18 protein-coding genes are annotated in these 18,634 nt (G+C 72.4%); 6 read left to right on the top strand and 12 right to left on the bottom strand.

Annotated features, from left to right (window positions below; translation table 11 throughout):
• Positions 1-3: 3 nt before the first annotated feature.
• The 11 genes from KZ829_RS07285 to KZ829_RS07240 all read right to left on the bottom strand — a co-directional run bounded on the left by KZ829_RS07285 (position 4) and on the right by KZ829_RS07240 (position 11,145).
• Positions 4-2,682 carry a fumarate reductase/succinate dehydrogenase flavoprotein subunit gene (locus tag KZ829_RS07285; RefSeq protein ID WP_220143070.1) on the bottom strand — a complete coding sequence of 893 codons (2,679 nt, stop codon included), beginning with the start codon at positions 2,680-2,682 and terminating at the stop codon, positions 4-6.
• Positions 2,679-3,407: an ABC transporter ATP-binding protein gene (locus KZ829_RS07280; RefSeq protein WP_220143069.1), complete on the bottom strand. Its 729-nt coding sequence runs from the start codon at positions 3,405-3,407 to the stop codon at positions 2,679-2,681. Before KZ829_RS07280 ends, KZ829_RS07285 begins: the two co-directional genes overlap by 4 nt.
• Positions 3,404-4,228 carry an ABC transporter permease gene (locus KZ829_RS07275; protein WP_220143068.1) on the bottom strand — a complete coding sequence of 275 codons (825 nt, stop codon included), beginning with the start codon at positions 4,226-4,228 and terminating at the stop codon, positions 3,404-3,406. Before KZ829_RS07275 ends, KZ829_RS07280 begins: the two co-directional genes overlap by 4 nt.
• The gene (locus KZ829_RS07270) at positions 4,225-5,574 is read right to left on the bottom strand and encodes an aliphatic sulfonate ABC transporter substrate-binding protein (RefSeq protein WP_220143067.1); all 1,350 of its coding nucleotides are present in this window, start codon (positions 5,572-5,574) and stop codon (positions 4,225-4,227) included. Before KZ829_RS07270 ends, KZ829_RS07275 begins: the two co-directional genes overlap by 4 nt.
• Positions 5,571-5,798 carry a 4Fe-4S dicluster domain-containing protein gene (locus tag KZ829_RS43860; RefSeq protein WP_220143066.1) on the bottom strand — a complete coding sequence of 76 codons (228 nt, stop codon included), beginning with the start codon at positions 5,796-5,798 and terminating at the stop codon, positions 5,571-5,573. Before KZ829_RS43860 ends, KZ829_RS07270 begins: the two co-directional genes overlap by 4 nt.
• A gap of 16 nt (positions 5,799-5,814) precedes the next feature.
• Positions 5,815-6,558: a GntR family transcriptional regulator gene (locus KZ829_RS07260; RefSeq protein ID WP_220143065.1), complete on the bottom strand. Its 744-nt coding sequence runs from the start codon at positions 6,556-6,558 to the stop codon at positions 5,815-5,817.
• 558 nt (positions 6,559-7,116) lie between these two features.
• Positions 7,117-7,848, bottom strand: coding sequence for a DUF7873 family protein (locus tag KZ829_RS07255; RefSeq protein WP_220143064.1), 732 nt, complete (start codon positions 7,846-7,848; stop codon positions 7,117-7,119).
• 1,010 nt (positions 7,849-8,858) lie between these two features.
• On the bottom strand, positions 8,859-9,629 hold the full coding sequence (locus tag KZ829_RS07250; protein WP_220143063.1) for an aminotransferase class IV: 771 nt from the start codon (positions 9,627-9,629) through the stop codon (positions 8,859-8,861).
• Positions 9,626-10,030, bottom strand: a complete 405-nt coding sequence (locus tag KZ829_RS07245; RefSeq protein WP_246635223.1) for a GNAT family N-acetyltransferase — start codon at positions 10,028-10,030, stop codon at positions 9,626-9,628. Before KZ829_RS07245 ends, KZ829_RS07250 begins: the two co-directional genes overlap by 4 nt.
• An 8-nt stretch (positions 10,031-10,038) precedes the next feature.
• On the bottom strand, positions 10,039-10,236 hold the full coding sequence (locus KZ829_RS42740) for a hypothetical protein (RefSeq protein ID WP_246635222.1): 198 nt from the start codon (positions 10,234-10,236) through the stop codon (positions 10,039-10,041).
• Between the two features lie 60 nt (positions 10,237-10,296).
• Positions 10,297-11,145, bottom strand: a complete 849-nt coding sequence (locus KZ829_RS07240) for an EamA family transporter (RefSeq protein ID WP_220143062.1) — start codon at positions 11,143-11,145, stop codon at positions 10,297-10,299.
• An 83-nt stretch (positions 11,146-11,228) separates the two neighbouring features.
• On the opposite strand from KZ829_RS07240, the gene KZ829_RS07235 reads away from it, so the two are divergent.
• Positions 11,229-12,152, top strand: a complete 924-nt coding sequence (locus KZ829_RS07235) for a LysR family transcriptional regulator (RefSeq protein ID WP_183218830.1) — start codon at positions 11,229-11,231, stop codon at positions 12,150-12,152.
• Here the strand turns inward: KZ829_RS07235 and KZ829_RS07230 are convergent.
• On the bottom strand, positions 12,035-14,779 hold the full coding sequence (locus tag KZ829_RS07230; RefSeq protein ID WP_220143061.1) for an AfsR/SARP family transcriptional regulator: 2,745 nt from the start codon (positions 14,777-14,779) through the stop codon (positions 12,035-12,037). The genes KZ829_RS07235 and KZ829_RS07230 overlap by 118 nt on opposite strands.
• 96 nt (positions 14,780-14,875) lie before the next feature.
• On the opposite strand from KZ829_RS07230, the gene KZ829_RS07225 reads away from it, so the two are divergent.
• The 5 genes from KZ829_RS07225 to KZ829_RS07205 all read left to right on the top strand — a co-directional run bounded on the left by KZ829_RS07225 (position 14,876) and on the right by KZ829_RS07205 (position 18,632).
• Entirely contained in the window at positions 14,876-15,316 is a 441-nt protein-coding gene (locus tag KZ829_RS07225) for a carboxymuconolactone decarboxylase family protein (RefSeq protein ID WP_246635221.1), read from the top strand.
• A 5-nt stretch (positions 15,317-15,321) separates the two neighbouring features.
• Positions 15,322-15,603: a hypothetical protein gene (locus KZ829_RS07220; RefSeq protein WP_308285372.1), complete on the top strand. Its 282-nt coding sequence runs from the start codon at positions 15,322-15,324 to the stop codon at positions 15,601-15,603.
• Positions 15,604-15,896: 293 nt separating this feature from the next.
• On the top strand, positions 15,897-16,532 hold the full coding sequence (locus KZ829_RS07215) for a hypothetical protein (RefSeq protein WP_220143060.1): 636 nt from the start codon (positions 15,897-15,899) through the stop codon (positions 16,530-16,532).
• A gap of 754 nt (positions 16,533-17,286) precedes the next feature.
• Positions 17,287-17,901, top strand: a complete 615-nt coding sequence (locus KZ829_RS07210; protein ID WP_220143059.1) for a sigma-70 family RNA polymerase sigma factor — start codon at positions 17,287-17,289, stop codon at positions 17,899-17,901.
• Positions 17,898-18,632, top strand: a complete 735-nt coding sequence (locus KZ829_RS07205; protein ID WP_220143058.1) for an anti-sigma factor — start codon at positions 17,898-17,900, stop codon at positions 18,630-18,632. Before KZ829_RS07210 ends, KZ829_RS07205 begins: the two co-directional genes overlap by 4 nt.
• Positions 18,633-18,634: the final 2 nt, after the last annotated feature.

The raw sequence follows: 18,634 nt of genomic DNA, 5'->3' as shown, positions 1-18,634 counted from the left end.
ACCCTAGCGGCCGGTTACGGCGGTGGCAGCCCCTCGCCGGGCCCAGGCGCGGACGTCGGCGTCCGGGTCGTCGGCGGCCGCACGCAGGGCCGCTGCCACGTCGTCGCGGTGCGGCCAGGCCGCCAGCGAGCGGACGGCGGCCTTGCGGACGTCGAGGTTGCCGTCGCCGGCGGCACCGGACAGGGCCGGGGCGGCGACGTCCGGCTCGGCGGCGGCCAGGGCCTTGGCGGCGCCCTCACGCACCTGCCACGCCGGGTCGCCGAGCGCGGCTACCGCGGTGGCGGCGAGCGGCGGCGGGCAGCCGATGCCGGCGGCCGCGGCCAGCGCGGCGGCCCGGACCAGCACGTCGTCGTCGCCGGTGAGCCGGTGCAGGGTGCCGGCGGCGGCCGGGTCACCGACCGTGCCGAGGCCGTGCGCGGCGGCAACCCGCACCTCGCGGGCCGGGTCGAGGGCGGCCGCGGCGAGACCGCCGACGTCGTCGCGGCGGACCAGACCGCGGACGGCCTGGAGACGGACCGTCACGTCGACGTCCTCGGCGGCGGCCCGGAAGTCGGCGGAGCCGCCCAGGCCGATGATCCGCAGCAGCTCGATCACGATCTCGCGGACCGCGGTGTCGGTGCTCGCGTAGCCGGCCCGCAGCCGCTCGGCCAGGTCCTCGGTGGCGGGCAGGACGTCGGCGAGTTCCCGCAGGCCGGTCACCGCGGCGGCGCGCACCGTGCGGTCGGGGTCGGCGAGGGCGCCGACCAGGGCGTCGGCCACGCCGGGCGGGGCGACCTCGGTGAGCGTCGCGACGGCGGTACGGCGTACGCCCGCGTCGGCGTCGGCGAGGTACTGGGCGAAAGCGGTCAGCGGGGGTTCCTGTTCGGCGAGCGCCAGGACGGCCACGATGCGCGCGGCCGCCGCGGTCGAGGTGCTCTCACCCGTACGATCAATGGTTTTGTGAAGTGCGGCGGCGCCGAATCTCCTGGGCTCGGCGACGGGGGTTTCGGGGGCGCCGGACGGGGGCCGGAATCCGTCGACCGGGAAGAGGTATTCGGCGACCGGCCGTTTGACGAATTCCATCTCACCGGCGGCGTTGCGGCGCAGATTGAGGTGGTAGAGCCATTCGTCGTCGTCACGGGACGGATGGTCGGCGCGGTCGTGGTAGAGACCCCAGCGGCTCTCGGTGCGCACGAGGGAGGCGCGGGCGGCCATCTCGGCGCAGTCGCGGATGAAACTCACCTCCACGCAGCGCATGAGCTCGTGCGGGGTGCGGCCGCCGATCTCGGCGATCTCGCCGGTCATCCGGTGGAACGTCTCGACCGCGATCTCGAGTTTGGCGGCCGATTTCGGCGGTGCCACATAGTCGTTGACGAAGCGGCGCAGCTTGTATTCGACCTGCTGCTGCGGGGGCCCGTCGGGGTGCTCCAGCGGCCGGTAGATCAGCTCCCGGGCCGCCGCTATCTGATCCTGCGGCAGTTCTGACATGTCGCTTTTGTCGATACCGGCCGCGTGCGTCCCGGCCAGATCACCGTAGACGAACGCGCCGATCATGTAGTTGTGCGGCACACACGCCAGATCGCCGGCCGCATAGAGGCCCGGAACCGTGGTCGCCCCGTTCTCGTCGACCCACACACCGGACGCGGAATGGCCGCCGCACAGCCCGATCTCGGAGATGTGCATCTCGATGTCGTGGGTGCGGTAGTCGTGCCCGCGCCCGGCATGGAAGGTGCCCCGCGACGGCCGTTCGGTGGAGTGCAGAATGCCCTCCACGGTGGCGATCGTCTCGTCCGGCAGATGGCTCAGTTTCAGATAGATCGGCCCGCGGTCGGAGTCGAGTTCCCGGGCCACCTCGGACATCATCTGCCCGGACCAGTAATCGCAGTCGACGAACCGTTCGCCCCGGTTGTTGACCTGGTAGCCGCCGAACGGATTGGCCACATAGGCGCAGGCCGGCCCGTTGTAGTCCTTGATCAGCGGGTTGATCTGGAAGCATTCGATCCCGGACAGTTCCGCCCCGGCGTGGTAGGCCATGGCGTACCCGTCGCCCGCGTTGGTCGGGTTCTCGTAGGTGCCGTAGAGGTAGCCGCTGGCCGGCAAGCCGAGCCGCCCGCACGCGCCGGTGGCCAGGATGACGGCGTTCGCGGCCACGGTGACGAACTCGCCGCTGCGGGTGTCGAAACCGGCCGCGCCGACCGCCCGGCCCTCGTGGGTGAGGACCCGGACCGGCATCACCCGGTTCTCGATCTGGATCCTCTCCCGGTTGTGGCGGCTGCGCAGCACCCGGTAGAGGACCTTCTTGATGTCGCGGCCCTCCGGCATCGGCAGCACGTACCGGCCGGAGCGGTGCACCTGGCGGACCGCGTACTCGCCGTACTCGTCCTTCTCGAACTTGACGCCGTACTTCTCCAGCCGCTGCACCATGGCGTGGCCGCGGACCGCGGTCTGGTGGACGGTGCGCTGGTTGACGATGCCGTCGTTGGCGCGGGTGATCTCGCGGACGTAGTCCTCGGGGGTGGCCTTGCCGGGGATGACCGCGTTGTTGACGCCGTCCATGCCCATGGCCAGCGCCCCGGAGTGCCGCACGTGCGCCTTCTCCAGGAGCAGGACGTTCGCGCCGGCGGCCGCGGCGGACAGCGCGGCCATGGTGCCGGCCGTGCCGCCGCCGATGACCAGCACGTCGGTGGTGAGATGGCGGGTCACGTGAGGCTCCTCAGGATCTCCTCGCGGGCCGCGCGGACCACGGGGGTGCCGCGGGTCGCCGGATCACGGGGTTCGGGGACGTCGATCAGGGTGCGCACGCCCTCCGGGCCGAGGACCGCGACCCGGTCGCCGAGGTAGAGCGCCTCGTCGACGTCGTGGGTGATGAAGACGACGGTGGCCGGGGTGGTCCGCAGCACGTCGACGAGCAGCCGCTGCATGGCGGCGCGGGTCTGCGCGTCCAGCGCCCCGAACGGCTCGTCCATCAGGATCGCCTTCGGTTCGCCGGCCAGCGTGCGGGCCAGCTGCACCCGCTGGCGCATGCCGCCGGACAGTTTGCCGGGCCGCCGGTCGCCGTGGCCGGCGAGCCCGACCTGGGCGAGCCAGTGGTCGGCCAGCCGGCGGCGTTCGCCGCGCGACACCCGGCGGATGGCCAGCGGCAGCTCCACGTTGCGGCGGGCGCTGCGCCACGGGAGCAGGGCGTCGTCCTGGAAGACCAGCGCCCGGTCCGGGGACGGGCCGGTGATCGGGGCGCCGTCGGCGAGCAGGGCGCCGCCGCGGACCGGGAGCAGGCCGGCCAGGCTGCGCAGCAGGGTGGACTTGCCACAGCCGGAGGCGCCGACCACGACCAGCACCTCGCCGGGGCGGATGTCGAGGTCGAGGTCGCGCACCACGGTCTCGTCGCCGTGCCCGAGGCTGACGCCGTTGATGTGGAAGGCGAGGCTCACCGGTCCCCCACCACCCGGCGGCCGAGCAGTTCGACGGCGCCCGCGGTGGCGAAACCGAGCACCCCGATGGTGATCATCCCGACCAGCACGGCCGGGTAGTCGACGATCGTGTAGGCGTGCCAGGTGCGGTACCCGACGCCGTAGTCACCGGAGATCATCTCGGCGGAGATGACGCAGATCCAGGCCACGCCCATGCCGACCGACAGGCCACCGAACACGCCCGGCAGGGCCCCGGGCAGCACCACGCTGAGCAGCACCCGCCAGCGCCCGCCGCCCATCGTGCGGACCGCGTCCTCCCACACCGTCGGCAGCGCGCGGACCGCGTGCCGGGTGCTCACCAGGATCGGGAAGAACGCCGCGGTGAAGGTGATGAACACGATGCCCTGCTCGTTCTCCGGGAACAGCAGGATCGCGACCGGCACCAGGGCGATCGCCGGGACCGGCCGGACCACCTCGAACAGCGGTTGCAGCAGGTCGGACAGCAGCCGGGAGCGGGCCACCGCGATACCGGCGGCGATCCCGGCGACCGCGGCCAGGGCGAACCCGGTGAGGATCCGGACCAGGCTCTGCGCGATGTCCAGGTAGTACAGCGGGTCCCGCAGCAGCAGGCCGAGCTGCCCGGCCACCTCGACCGGCGTGGGCAGCCGGTCGAAGCGGATCCACAGGGTGACGTCGGTGACGGTCAGCCACTGCCACACCAGCAGGGCGGTCAGCAGCGAGCCGGCGCGGATCAGCCAGCGGTTCACCCGGCGGCCTCGCTGCCGCTTCGGCCCGGTCCCGGCGCGGGCTTCCCGGGACGGCGCGGCGAGGGTGGTGGTCATGCCTCGGTCACGGCTTTCTCGTACGCGAGGACGCGCGACCCCGGGTGGGCGGTGTTGTAGGCCAGGGCCGCGGCCCCGGTGACGAACGGCAGGAAGCGGTCGCCGTCGCGTACCCACGTGCTCTTGTCGGCGAACCAGCGGGTGCCGGTGCCGGCGTCCGGCACGTACGCGGCCCGGATCTTCTTACCGGCCGTCGTCGCGGCCTTCACCGCTTTCAGCAGGCAGGTCGGGTCGGCCGAGGCGTGCGTGGCCGTCGCCCCGTCGAGCCACAGCTCACCGGCGAGCGCCCGGTCCGCGACCTCGGTTCCGCAGATCTCGTCCTTGCCACTCAGCACGGCTCCGGGGGTGCCGCCGGCCGGGACCAGGCTGTCGTCGACGAACGCGTCCAGGTCGATGTCCTGGAGCACCCCGATCGACTTGAGGAACGGCACGTCCTGGTCGAGGGCGGCCCGCAGGTCGGGTTTGATCGGCAGGTCGAAGGTGGCGATGCCGTTCGCGCCGTTGTAGAGGTAGACCACCTCGGCCGGCAGCCCGGTGGCCTTCGCGACGATCTCGGCGGCTTCCAGGGGGTGCTGCCAGAGGAACTCGGTGGCGTCCCGCTGGGCGGCGAGGAAGGCCTTCACGACGTCCGGGTTCTCGTCGGCCCAGGACTCGCGGACGACGGTCCCGTGCAGGGTGGGCACGCCGAGCGCGCCGCCGTCGTAGAGGACGGTGGCCTCGCCGCGGTGCACGAGCAGGCCGGGCCAGGCGACGAACTGGGACAGCGCGTCGACGTTGCCCGATTGCAGGGCGGAGGCGCCGATCGGTGGCTGCTGGTTCTCCACCTTGACGTCGGTGTCCCTCAGCCCCTCCTTGCGCAGGGCCTGGACGAGCAGGCCGTGGGCGGCCGAGCCGACGCTGGTGGAGACGACCTTCCCCTTCAGGGCTTTCAGAGAATCGATCCCGGAGTCGTTGGCCACCACCACGGTGTTGAGAGCGCCGCGCTGGTTGTAGCCGGTGACCGCGATCATCTTCGTCCGGGTCTGCTCCGACTGCTGGCCGCGGGCGCCGTTGATGAGCAGCGGGTAGTCGCCCATCGAGCCGATGTCGATCTTCCCGGCCATCATCTGGGCGGTGATCGGGGCGCCGGTGTCGTAGTCCTGCCAGACGACCTGGTAGCCGTCGCCGAGCCGCTTCTCCAGGAAGCCCTGGGCGCGCAGCAGGGTGCCGGCGGTGACCGTGTTGATGGTCTTGGACTGGTAGCCGACGACGACCTGTTCGGCGCCGGCGTCGGCGGCCTGCCCGGCCACCGTGCAGCCGGCGAGCGCCAGCAGCGCCGTGAGCGGGAACGCGAGCCGGGCCCTCATCGGATCAGCACCGGCATGTTGACGGTCACCGCGCCGGTCGGGCAGCGGGCCGCGCACGGGCCGCAGTACCAGCACTCGTCCACGTGCATGTACGCCTTGCTGGTCTCCGGGTCGATGGCCAGCGAGTCCAGCGGGCACATGTCGACGCAGAGCGTGCACTCGTCAATACATAGACTTCTATCGATGACTACGGGCACATCGACCCGTTGATTGACCAGCGCCATGGGATTCTCCTGCGATTCAGAAACTGCTGATACGGCTCAGCCGGGTCACCAGGGTCAGCCGGTCGCCACGGAACCGGATCCACTCCAGATCCACCGGGCGGCCGTCGGCCAGATGGGTGACCCGTTCGATCATGAGCAGCGCGGCCCGGTCGGCGACACCGATCAGGTCGGCGCTGTGCGGGTCGGCGTTGACCGCCTCGATGCTGATGTCGGCGGTGCCCAGACTCTGCCCGGTCAACTCCTCGATGAGCACGAACACGTCCCGCCCGGCCAGATCCTCGGCGAGCAGCGGGACACCGATGTCCTGCGGCAGATAGGTGAGATCCAGCGAGACCGGGATGCCGTCCAGGCTGCGGACCCGCTCCAGGTAGACGACCTGCTCGCCGTCCGGGATCCGGAGCCGGCGCGCGACCACGGCGGGCGGGCGGACCAGCGCGACCGTACGCACCTCGTTGGTGATCTCGCCGTGCTCGTGCAGGGTCTCGGCGAGCCCGGCCAGGCGGTGCAGGCCGTGGGCGTACTTGGCGGTGACGACCAGGGTGCCGACGCCGGGCTGGCGCGCGACCAGACCCTCCGCGGCCAGCAGCCCGAGCGCCTCCCGGACGGTGTTGCGGGACGCCTCGAAGTCGTGGCAGAGCTGCGCCTCGCCGGGCAGCACCCGGAACACCCCGCCGAGCACCTGGTGCCGCAGCACGTCGGCGATCTGCCGCGCGTGATCCGCGCGCCGGCGCCGCGTCTCGGCCAGTACCGGTTGTCCCATCCCGCTCACCTCCGGTCTAAACCTATAAATTTCATAGGAGAACTGGAAGCAGTGGGCGGCTGCGCCACTTGCGCCGGTCTTGCCGTCCTCGCTGAGCTGCGGTTTCGTTCAGTGGGGCGATGGTTGCGCCGGAAAGTAGGACCGGATCCTGAGACGCGCACATGGTGAAGCCCGGAGGCATGGCCAGCCCCCGGGCTTCCGCTTACCACTGAGTTGCGCACGCCAGCACGTTTAAGAGCGAGGATCACTCTGATGACATCCGGGTTTTGCCTTTAAACTACCGCCCCCCGAAAGCGGGGCGGGCCGGAATTGAACCGGCATCCGGTGTCTCTGTCCTGCTCGTTCGATCTGGCGATCAGTGGTGAATGCTGACATTGGAGCGAGAATCTGAGTCTCATCCCGGCTGCCTCTGCCAGTTGGGCTACCCCCGCGTGGAATGCGGGGGGCGGGACTCGAACCCGCACTGTCACCGGGTGGTTCAGCTTCAGCCTCAGCTGTCAGCTTCGCGCCCGGAATTCGGGCGCACCCCGCGCTCCCACGGGGGTCTGTGACGGGTCATCACCCGAACAGGAAGTCGAAGACCGCGGCGCCGACCCGCTGGTCGACGGCCTCGGTGTTGTTGGCCTCCTCGCGCGCGAACTTCACCGCGGTCTGCAACGACAGCACCCGGTCGAGGATCTCGTTGACCCGCTTCGCCGGCAGCGCCCCGGAGAACTTCACGGTGGTCCAGTAGCCGACGGTGACATCCTCGTAGTACACCTCGACCTGGGCCGGGTGCTTCTCGGTGGCCTCCGCCTTCACGTGGTTACGCGGCACCTTCTTGGTGCGGTTGGTGCGCACCGGATCGGTCCGCCAGCTGTCCGTGGAGTCGTCGCGCACCCAGGACTCGGCGGCGTCGAGAACCGGCAGCTTCTTCACGAACGTGTGCAGGTCGACGAGCTGCTTCTCGAGGAAGAGCAGGTAGGTCACCGGCACCTGGGCGGCGATGGTGCGGCCGTCGACGACCACGTCGGCGCGGGCCACACAGTTCGTCCAGTCCTTGGTGGCGGTGACGTCGAACAGCCGGGTGAGGGTGCGGGACACGTCACGGAGGATCTCCTCCGCCTTGATCTGCACCCGCGTCGACTCGGCGGGCAGCTGCTCACCCTCCTCGTCCTTCGGCTGGTAGGTCCGGGAGATGCCGGCGAGCGGCGCCGTCTTCTGCACGGCGTGATGCGCCTCGCTCAGGTCGGCGAACGCCTTGCTCTTGACGCCCTTCTCGACGGCGATGATCTGATTCAGCTTCGGCACCGATGTCCCCTTTCAGCGGCCCGAACGCTAACACCACCCCGCCAACCCCCAAACCCATTTCCGGTACGGGCTACGCGCGCTGCCCCGGGCAGACAGCGACCTGACTGCCCACTCCGGCCCGTGCCGCCCGCGCCGGGCGTAGATCGGTTGGACACCCCCGCATGTGCCGCCGGCCGCTCCGGGTGGGTGGTTGCGGTTTGTGCTTGTCAGGCACCCGGGGGCACTGCTCCCGGCCGTCACGATCTTGGACGATGGTGGCTGTCGGGCCGATTTTGGTTCCTGGTTGTTGCCCGGCGGTCAATCATCGCCCATGATCTATTTCCGCTGGAAGACCTTGGGTGATCGGATACATCCGGATGGCCACCATGGCGCAAGATCGCGCGTTCGATGACGATCACCCAAGATCTACATAGATGCCTGCGGATGACTCGCGCGGCCGACGGTGACCGGCCGAACCTCGCGGCGTAGGCGGGAACCACGCGAACAGGCGACTTGACATCCACCCCGGCGACAACCGACGAATAAACTCTCCAGCTACCTCAATCTTCCACAAGAGCCGGTGAACCGAGTTCTCCGCTCACGCGGAGTTCCGCCGGTCGGGGTTTCGGAGGCGGGCGCACACGAAAGCCGCCACGTGGGCGGCCATCGCGGCGACAGGCCATGCAGGCGACCACGACACCGCCGCCGTGCGCGCCCACCCACGTGAAAGCCCGTCCACCCGCCCCGGGCGACCGGCGCAACGGCCGCGAGCGGGCAAGCCCGTGCCCGGAAAGCAAACCGCAACCACCCACCCAGCCCGACCGGCGCAACAGCCGCAAGCAGGCAACCCGGGAGCCTGGCCGGCGTGACCGAAAGCAGAGGCGGCGGCATCTGCGGGAGTGGCAACCCGCCCGGCCTGCCCGGGCACCGATCTGAGCCCGGCGGGCGCGGCACGGGCTGGAGTGGCAGGAAGTTCGCGCGGCGGGGCGGAGCCGCCCTGAAAATGACGGGACGGCGTCACGCGTACCGAATCAAAGGATCTTTTGCCAGGGGACCCGGCGCCAAGCCTCCTGGAGCGCCGACGTCAGGGCGGGGGTGTCCGGGAAGAGGACGTCGTCGATGGCGGCGATCGGCTGGGCCGGGTGACGGGAGTTGGTGGCGGCCGCGCCGGTCATGAGCGGCAGATCGGCGGCCGTCACCGCGCGGACCGTCTGCGGGACGCCGACCACCGCGAGTTCACGGCGCAGCAGCAGCATGGTGACGCCGGCCAGCATCGGGGCGTCGGGCCAGATCACCCGCTCGCCGTCGGAGAACACGAGGTTCCAGACGGAGCCCTCCCGGAGCAGGCCGTCGCGGCCGGTGAAGACGACGTCGTCGAAGCCGGCCCGCCGCGCCTCGGCGGCATGGTGGAACAGGCCGAGGGTGGCGCGGTGCTTGAGATGGGGCAGTTCGCGTTCGTAGACGATGGTGCGGGCGCGCAGCGGCGGCGGTGGCGTGTCCGCGCCGGGTTCGAGGACCGAGACCATGACCTCGGCGGCGGCGAGCATGGTGACGCGGACCGTGGCGTCCGGCTCGCCGCGCAGCGCCTGGACGATCAGCGCCCGGATCGTGTCGTCGCCGGCCGGGTCGGCGCCCGGGAACAGCTCGGCCGAGCCCTCCCGCAAACGCCGCAGGTGCAGGTCGAGACCGGCCACCGCGCCGTCGCGGACCTGCATGGTGGTGAAGTGCCCGAGGATCCGGGTGGCGGCACGGTGCAGCGTCTCGACGTCCGGCGCCGCACCGTTGATCTCCACATACGTCACCAGGTCATTTCTACCTGGTGTTCGAGGACGGCGTGACCGGCGCGGGCGAAGGCGGCCGCCATCGGCGCGTTGCCGAGGTCGGTGGACGCCCGGATCCGGGGCACGTCCTGCCCGGCGAGCAGGCGGGTCCCCTCGGCCAGCAGGTCGTCGATGTGGCCGCGGCCGCGGTGCTCCGGCAGCACCCCGATGTACGCGATGATCGGGTTGTACCCGTTGTGGGCCGGGATCACGAACCCGACCGGATCCCCGCCGGGAAGGGTCGCGACCCGCCACCACTCCCGTGGGCTCGGATAGCGCGCCAGCTCCTCGTGGTACTGCTGCGCGGCGCACTCGCGGGGACTCGTCCGGGTCAGTTCGGCCCGGCTGTGCGCGTCGAGTGTGCCGTCGAGCACGCGTTCCATGAGCCCGATCAGCTCGTCGGCGTCGTGCGGCTCCCGAAGGCGGCGCGGGCGGTGACCCGGCCGTCGCGGACGGCCACCCACAGCCACTCGGGATGGCGGCGGCCGGCGCTCGGATCGCCGTGGATCTCCTCGTTGAGGGCGTGGTCGAAGGAGTCGAAGAGGTCCAGCTCACCGGGGCCGGTGAGCGGGCGGATTTCCAGGGTCAAGGTTTCTCCATCCGGTCCGGCGGCCAGTTGTAGCCGCGGTCCCGGCCGGTCCGCAACGCATTAGCGGGCGCCCGAGCGTTCCGCACCGATCCCGGCGGCGACCACGAGGCCGATGCCGGCGACCGCCGTCCACCCCGGAACCTGGTGCAGCAGAATCAGGCCCACCAGCACGGCGATGGCCGGTTCCAGGCTCATCAGGGTGCCGAAGGCGGCGGTGGTGAGCCGGCGCAGCGCCAGGAACTCCAGCACGAACGGCACCACCGGCAGCAGCACGGCCAGGAACAACCCGGCCACCAGGACGTCGACGGTGACCCGGCCGATCACCTGCGGGCCGGCGACCACGGTGGCGACCAGACCGGCGACCGGCATCGAGACGGCCAGTCCACTCAGCCCCGCACCCTCGTCGCCGACATGCTGGGTGAGCAGGATGTAGGCGGCCCAGCACACCGCCGCGCCCAGCGCGAACGCGACCCCCACCGGGTCGGCGCCGCCGTGCCACGGCTCGGTCAGCAGCAGCACCCCGGCCCCGGCGAGGACCGGCCACAGTGGCCGCCGCCCGCGGACCACGGCCACCCCGAGCGGGCCGAGGAACTCCAGGGCGCTCGCGGTGCCCAGCGGCAGCCGGGCGACCGCCGCCATGAACAGCATCGTCATCGTCCCGGTGACCACGCCGAGGGCGACCGCCGACCACAGGGCCCGCCGGGTCAGGTCGGTCAGGCGCGGCCGGATCAGCAGGAACAGCAGCACACCGGCCCACGCGAGCCGGATCCACGCCGCGCCGGCCACGCCGATGTCGTCGATGAGGCCCACCGAGACGGCCAGGCCCAGTTGCACGCACGTCATGGCGGTGACGGCGAGGGCCGCCCCGGTGCGGGTGCCGGTGCGCGGGCGTACGGCGGTGAGCGTCATGCCGCCAGTAGATGCGATCCACACCGTTCGCGTCCACGTGACGATGCTGGACATACCGTTCGCTGTCGCTTAACAATCGGGGTATGGACGTGCGCCGCCTGGAGACTCTGCTGATGCTGTCCCGGCTCGGGTCGATGCGTGCCGTCGCCGAGGAGACGCACACCACCACGTCGACCGTGTCGCAGCAGATCGCGGCGCTGGCCCGGGAGGCCGGGACGCCGCTGATCGAGCCGGACGGGCGGCGGGTCCGGCTCACCCCGGCCGGGCGGCGGCTCGCCGAGCACGCGGTCACCATCCTGGCCGCGCTGGAGGCGGCCCGGCTCGACCTGGACCCGGCCGCGGAACCCGCCGGGACGCTGCGCGCCGCCGGTTTCGGCACGGCCATCCGGCGATCGCTGCTGCCCGTCGTGGCCCGGCTCGCCGACGATCACCCCCGGGTACGCGTACGCATCCACGAACACGAGACCGACGAGGCCCTCGCCATGATCGCCGCCGACGACCTGGACCTGGCCCTCACCTACGACTTCAACCTGGCCCCCGCCGCCCCGGACCGGACCGTGGTGTCACGCCCACTGTGGTCGGCGGAGTGGGCCCTCGGCGTCCCGGCCGCCGACCCGCACGCGGACGCCGACGCTCCCACCGTGTTCGCCCGCTACCGCGACCACGACTGGATCGTCAACTCCCGGGGCGTCGCCGACGAGCAGGTGGTCCGCACGATCGCGTCGATGGCCGGCTTCGACCCGCTGATCACCCACCGCTCGGACAGCCTGGAGCTGTTGCAGGACCTGGTGGTGGCGGGCCTCGGCGTGGGGCTGCTCCCGGTCGCCGGCCCGACCCGCCCCGGCGTGCGCCTGCTGCCACTGCGCGACCCGGCCCCGATCCTGCGCTGTTACGCGGTGGTCCGCACCGGCCGCACCGGCTGGCCCCCACTGGCCCTGCTGCTCCGCCTGCTCGAATCGGGCATGAGCGATCGGGCCTCCTCCGCCTCGGGCACGCCCAGCTCCTGATAGAGACGCACCGCCTCGTCGACGTGCGGCGCCGCGTCGCCGGCCCGTCCGAGACCGAGCAGGGCCCGGGCGAGGCCGTGATGGGCACGGGCCCGCTCCGGCCGGTCGCCGCGGGCCACGGCCGCGGTGTGCTGCTCGATCGCCTGCTCCGGGTCGCCGCAGGCCAGCGCCGCCTCCCCGAGACCGTTGAACGCCGCGGCCTCGTCGGTGCGGTTGCCCATGGCCCGGTAGATCCGGCCCGCCTCCCGGTGCCGGTCCACCGCCTCGGCGGGGCGGCCCTGATGGCGCAGCAGAGCGCCGATCTGGTTGAGCACCCGCGCCTCACCGAGCGGGTTGCCGTCGCGCCGGTGCAGGGCGAGAGCCAGATCCAGGTGGCGGCGGGCCTCCTCGTGGCGGCCCGGCTGGTCCAGGACCATGCCGAGGTCGCCGAGGACGAACCCTTCCCGGGCCCGGTCCCCGGCGATCCGGGCCAGGTCGAGGGCCTGTTTGAGGTGCCGCTCGGCGGTCGCTGTGTCGCGGCGGCGCCAGGCCACGTCGCCGAGCGTGTGCAGGGCCATCGACCGGGGGAACGGGTCGTCCTCGGCGACGGCGAGCGCCTGCCCGGCACAGTCGAGGGCCCGCTCGTAGTCGCCGCGCCGCCAGTGGGTCCAGGCGAGGTCGGCGAGCGCGCGGCCGGACACGTCCGGGTCGCCGTTGGCGCGGCTGCGCTCCAGGGCGATGCCGTGCAGGGTGACGGCGTCGTCGTGGTGGGCCTGGCGGTCCAGGTACGGCCGGAGCGCGTGCGCCAGGTGCCCCACACAGATGCGGGGCACGTGGGCGGCGGTGGCGATGATGTTGCCGCGTTCGGCGTCCAGCCACCGGAGAGCCTCGGCGGGATCGCGGATCGGCTCGACCGGGGTCAGCTCGGGTGGCAGCCCGGGCCGGTCGCCGACGTTGGCCGGGAACATCTGGCGGACCGCCGACCGGGACCGGTGCAGGTAGTGCACGAGCAGCCGCATCACCGCCCCGTCCTCCTCCGGGAACGATCGGGCGTGCTCGCGCAGCAGGTCGTGCATGGTGTAGCGGCCGGGCTCGCGCTGGATCAGCAGGTTCGCGTCGAGCAGGCTCTCCAGCAGGTCCTCCGCCTCGGGCACCGGAAGGCCGGCGAGGGCGGCCGCGGCGTGCGGCTCGACGTCACGCACCGGGGCCGGCCCGAGCAGCCGGAACATGCGCTGCTCGGCCGGGTCGAGCTGCTCGTAGGACACCGTGAAGGCGGCCGCCACGCTGCGCTCCGGGGTGGCCAGGTCGGCCAGCCGCAGGCGGCCCGCCAGATAGGACACGCTCCACCGGGGGCGGTGCTGGAGCCGGGCGGCGGCCAGCCGGATGGCCAGCGGCAGATGCCCGCACAGGCCGAGCACCTCGGTGACCGCCGTGGGCTCGGCGGCGGCCCGCTCCCCCACGATGCCGGCGAACAGGGCGAGCGCGTCGCCGGGCGGCAGCACCTCCATGGACAGGGCGCGGGCGCCGTCGATGTCGACCAGCCGGCGCCGGCTGGTGATCAGCAGCAGGCTCTCCGAGCTGCCGGGCAGCAGCGGCCGGACGTGACCACCGTCGGTCGCGTTGTCGAGCACCACCAGGACCCGGCGGGCCGCCAGCTCGGCCCGCCACAGTGCACAGCGCCCGGCCTCGGTGGGCGGGATCTCGGTGAGGCCCAGCTGGCGCAGCAGGACCTCCAGCACCGCCGAGGCGGTGTGCCCGCTCATGTCGGCGAACAGCTGCCCGCCCGGGAAGCGGCCGGCCAGCCGGTGGGCGGCCCGGATCGCCAGGGTGGTCTTGCCGACCCCGGCCATCCCGTCGACGGTGACGATGCCGCCGCGCGGATCGGTGACGATCCGGTCCAGCTCGCCGTCGCGGCCGGTGAAGTCGGGCACGTCGTAGGGCAGGAAGCTGGACCGGGACGCCGCCAGGGCGCTCTGCTCCACCGCCAGGAAGCCGGCCCCCGGGTCGAGGCCCTGCTCCTCGGCCAGCCCCTCCCGGTACGCCCGGGCGGCGGCCAGCGCGTCGGCCTGCCGCCCGGACCGGTGCAGTGCCGTGACCAGCTGCCCGGCCAGCCGCTCCCGCAGCGGGTGCGCCGCCACGAGCCCGGCCAGCTCGTCCAGCACGGCGGCATGCCGCCCCGCGGTCAGCTCCGCCTCCATCAACTGCTCGATCGCGGCGAGCCGCCGGTCGGCCAGCAGCGCGCGGGCGGCGGGCGCGTAGTGCGCGTGCACGTCGGCGAGCGCCTCGCCCCGCCACAGGCCGAGCGCCTCCCGCAGCCGGCCCTCGGCCACCAGATCGCTGAACTCCCGCACGTCCAGGCTGCCGGGCGCGGGATCGGCCAGATAGCCGCCCGGGCGGGTCAGCAGCACCTCGGCCCCGCCCATGGCCCGGCGCAGCGCGGTGATCGCCGCGTGGATCTGCGACCGCGCCGTCTCGGGCTGGTCGAGGCCCCACACCGCCTCGATGAGCCGCTCCATCGGGATCACCGTCCCCGCGTGGAGCAGCAGATGGGCGAGGACGGCGCGGTGCCGTGGGGCGAGGCCGGGCAGTGGCTCGCCGCCGTCCGTGACCAGCACGGGCCCCAGCAGTGCGAAGCGAAGGCCCCCCACGATGTGCCTCCCATCGTCGATGCATCGCGAATCTATCAACGGGGTCCGACAACCTCTGTCTCACGGAAGCGAAGCAGAACGAAAGAGGAGAGACCCATGCAGCGCATGAAGAACCCGGCCGTGCTCGTCCCCGCCGCGATGCAGCCGATCCAGAGCCTGATGGCGGCCACCCGCACCCAGGGTGTGCCGGAGGAACTGCTGGAGTTGGTGCACCTGCGGGTCAGCCAGATCAACGGGTGCGGCTTCTGCGTCGACGCCGGCGTGAAGAACCTGACCAAGGCCGGCGAGACCGGCGAACGGATCGGCGTGGTCGCGGCGTGGCGGGAGACCCCGTACTACTCGGAGCCGGAACGCGCCGCGCTCGCGCTGGCCGAGGCGGTCACCGACCGGCCGGCCGCCGTGCCGGACGACGTGTGGGACGCGGCCGCCGCCCATTTCAGCGAGCCGCAGCTGGCCGCGATCCTGCTGACGATCGCCACGACGAACCTGTTCAACCGGCTCAACGCCCCGATCCGTCAGCAGGCCGGTTCATGGTGACGGCGGTGCGCTCGCACCGGTACTCGGTGGACCCGGCCGACCTGGAGGAGTTCCTGGCCCGGCGGGCGTCGCTGATCGGCACGGTGCGCGAGACCCACCCCGGCCTCACCGCGACGGTGCTGGTCCGGCTCGACGACGGCACCTACACCGACACGTGGCACTGGTCCGGCGAGCATGAGCTGAACGCCGCGCTGGCCGCCATCGGCACCTTCCCCGAGGCGCCGCTCACCATGGCCCTGACCAGCGACGCGACCGCGAACAACGGCCTGGTGGTGGATCAGCGATGAGCCGTTCCACCGCAATGCGGCGGACCAGGAACACCCGAAACCCGATCATTCGCCGCACCCCACGCTGATCGCGGGCTCACGGCCCCGGGCGCCTCGTCCTTTCCCTTTCCTCGTACGGGAATGGCGTACCGCCCGGGGCAGACGGCGACCATCTGCCGGGTCCGGCCCGCGAGGCCCGCGCCGGGCTCAGATCGGTGGTCACCCTCACTCACCCCATGGCACCCGAACCCGACCACCACCCCCGCCCCGAACCCGGTCGCCGCCCTCGCCCCGGATGCGGCAGGATCTCCGGCGTGAGTGTGCCGGGTGTGTGGTGGGAGTTGGCGGGCGCCGACCGCATGCTCCTGCGCCAGCAGGGGCAGCCGGTCCTGCTCGCCCGGAGGCATCCGGACCGGTACGGCGTCCGGCTGCACCGAACCGGTGGGTTCCGCTCCCCGGTGACGCCGGTCCGGGCCGACGAGGCCCGCCGCATCACCACGGCCGTTTCCTGGGCCCACCGGTTCAGCGCCGGTTGGCCCCGCCTTCCCGGCATCCGCAACCTGCCGGGCTACAGCCTGACCACAGACCTGGTGCTGGACTGGCCCAGCGCCGAACTCGACTGGGGCGACGGCTGGAACGGCGTGGTCCCGCTGCGCCCGCTGCCGTCTGCTGAGGACGGCCGGGTGAAGGCCTACCGCAAACTGGCCCGCGACGGTCTGCTGCCCCCGCTGCTGTTGTGGTGGGCGAGCAACCTGGACGGTTGCCTCCTTCTCGACGGCCACAGTCGCCTGGCCGCCGCCCGAGCGGAGGCCCTGTCGCCGGTGACACTGGTCCTCGCGCCCGCCGAGGACGGCCACACCGAGGGCCGGCCCCTGCGCGGCGGCACACCCGAGTGGAACCGCCTGGCCACCGAGGCCGCCCCCTCCTGGAGATCCGACGACTGGTACTGACCGTCATCGCGCCGTTCTTCCGCGCCTCGACCATCGACGTCCCGATCGAGGACCAGGCGACCTGGTGGGCGCCGGAGAAGGCGAACCGGGCCCGTGCAGCCGACCGCCGAGCGGGCGGCTCACGGCCGTCCTGCACGGTCTCGCGGCGCCCGCCCGCTGCTGCCACCGCTCCCGGCGATCCACCCCACCCTCGCCAGCAGGAGGCGTCGCCCAGAGCGATCTTGGTCGATTTACCACCGGCTCGGGTGACAAATCGTTCAAGATCGCACAACGTCGGCATGCAAAGCGGGCGAAACGGGCGCCTGTTTCCGGCGAAAGGCCCATTTCCGCGTAGCACGGCGGACGGCGCCCCCATTTGGCGGTTCGCCCGACCGGGCGCTTGACCTGGAACCGCAAACGTCCAAGAGGAAGACTCGGGCACAACCCGGATCCACCACACCCTCACCGCGCCAGTCACGATGAGTGACCTCGAGGCCATATGACGGGGTCGACACCGGGCTGACCCGCGCATGCCGGCAGCCGGTCTCACCCACCCGAGATGCTGTGGGCCACGGCCGGAGGCGACCCGCTCGGCGGGGCTCGTGTTCGCCGCGCCCGGGGTGATCGGGCAGTGGCGCGTGAGGTCGCGTCGCGGGCCGGTATGGCACGGAGGTCGCGGCGGTGAGCGTACAAAATCGGGGAGGATCTCACCCATCCGTGAGGGTGACCGCTGCGAATGGCTTGGGAAGAGTCGGTCTGCGAGAAGCGGAGAGACATGGCGAAGCGCGACATCGGCGGGCGGCCGGAGTATCTGACTCCGGTGCCCGGACCGGGGACGGCGCCCGGCGCCGAGGTGTTGCTGGCGGCGGTGGCGCGAGGCGACGAGAAGGCGTTCGGCAGGCTGTACGACCTGGTGGCGCCGCGTGTCTACGGGCTGGTCCGACGGGTGTTGCGGGATCCGGCGCAGGCCGAGGAGGTCGCGCAGGAGGTGCTGGTCGAGGTGTGGCGGACGGCGTCCCGGTTCGATCCGGAGCGTGGGTCGGCGACCTCGTGGGTGTTCACGATCGCGCACCGGCGGGCAGTCGACCGGGTGCGTGCCGAGCAGGCGGCGGCCGAGCGGACGGTGAAGGTCGGTGTGGCGTCGATCGGCACGCCCTATGACGAGGTGTCCGACGAGGTCACCGGACGGCTGGAACGCCAGCAGGTGCGGCACTGTCTGGACGTGCTGACCGAGGTGCAGCGGGAGGCCGTCACCCTCGCGTTCTACCAGGGACATTCGTATCCGCAGGTGTCCGAGCTGCTGCGGGTGCCGTTGCCGACGGTGAAGAGCCGGATGCGCGACGGCCTGATCCGCCTTCGCGACTGCCTCTCCGCGGGGGCGGCGGCATGAGCCCTGACGTGCACGCCCTGCTCGGGGCCTATGTGCTGGACGCGGTCGACGACATCGAGCGGGCCGCCTTCGACCGGCATCTTCGGGAGTGCGAGGTCTGCCGGATGGAGACCGACGAACTGCGGGAGGTCGCCGCCCGGTTGGCCGACGGGGCATGGTCGGCGCCGCCGCCCCGGCTGCGGGAGAACGTGCTGGCCGAGATCGCCGGCACCCGCCAGCTCGCGCCTCCGGCGTCTCCCCCGGTGCGGCGCCGGTCGCCGGGCCGGTTGCGGCTGGTGGCCGCGGCCGCCGTCGTGGTCGCGGCGGCCGGGGTGGGCGCGGCCGTCTACGCCATTCAGGATCAGCGGGTACGGGACGCGCGCCAGGTCGCCGCTCTCGCCGAGCAGCGGGAGGCCCGGGTCCGGTCGATCCTGTCCGCCCCGGACGTCCAGGTGCACGCCGAACGGCTGAACAGCGGCGGCCGGGTCACGGTGGCCAGCTCGCAACTACGGAACGCCGGAGTGATCATGCTGGCCGCCGACGGCGCCCCCGATCCGGGGAAGGTCTACCAGCTGTGGACGATCCGGGGCGGCGCACCCGCGTCGGCGGGCGCTCTCGGCGAGGGCCAGTCCACGGCGGTGCAGGTGGTCGACGGCATGCCCGGGGCGTCCGATGTGGGCGTCACCGTGGAGCCGGCGCCCGGCTCGGCGACACCGACCACACCGCTGGACGCGGTCGTGAACCTGACCTGATT

Source organism: Actinoplanes hulinensis, assembly GCF_019429605.1.
Lineage (GTDB): Bacteria > Actinomycetota > Actinomycetes > Mycobacteriales > Micromonosporaceae > Actinoplanes > Actinoplanes campanulatus.
Note: the sequence above shows the minus strand (reverse complement) of the source record. Positions and strands in the feature narration are given on the sequence as shown.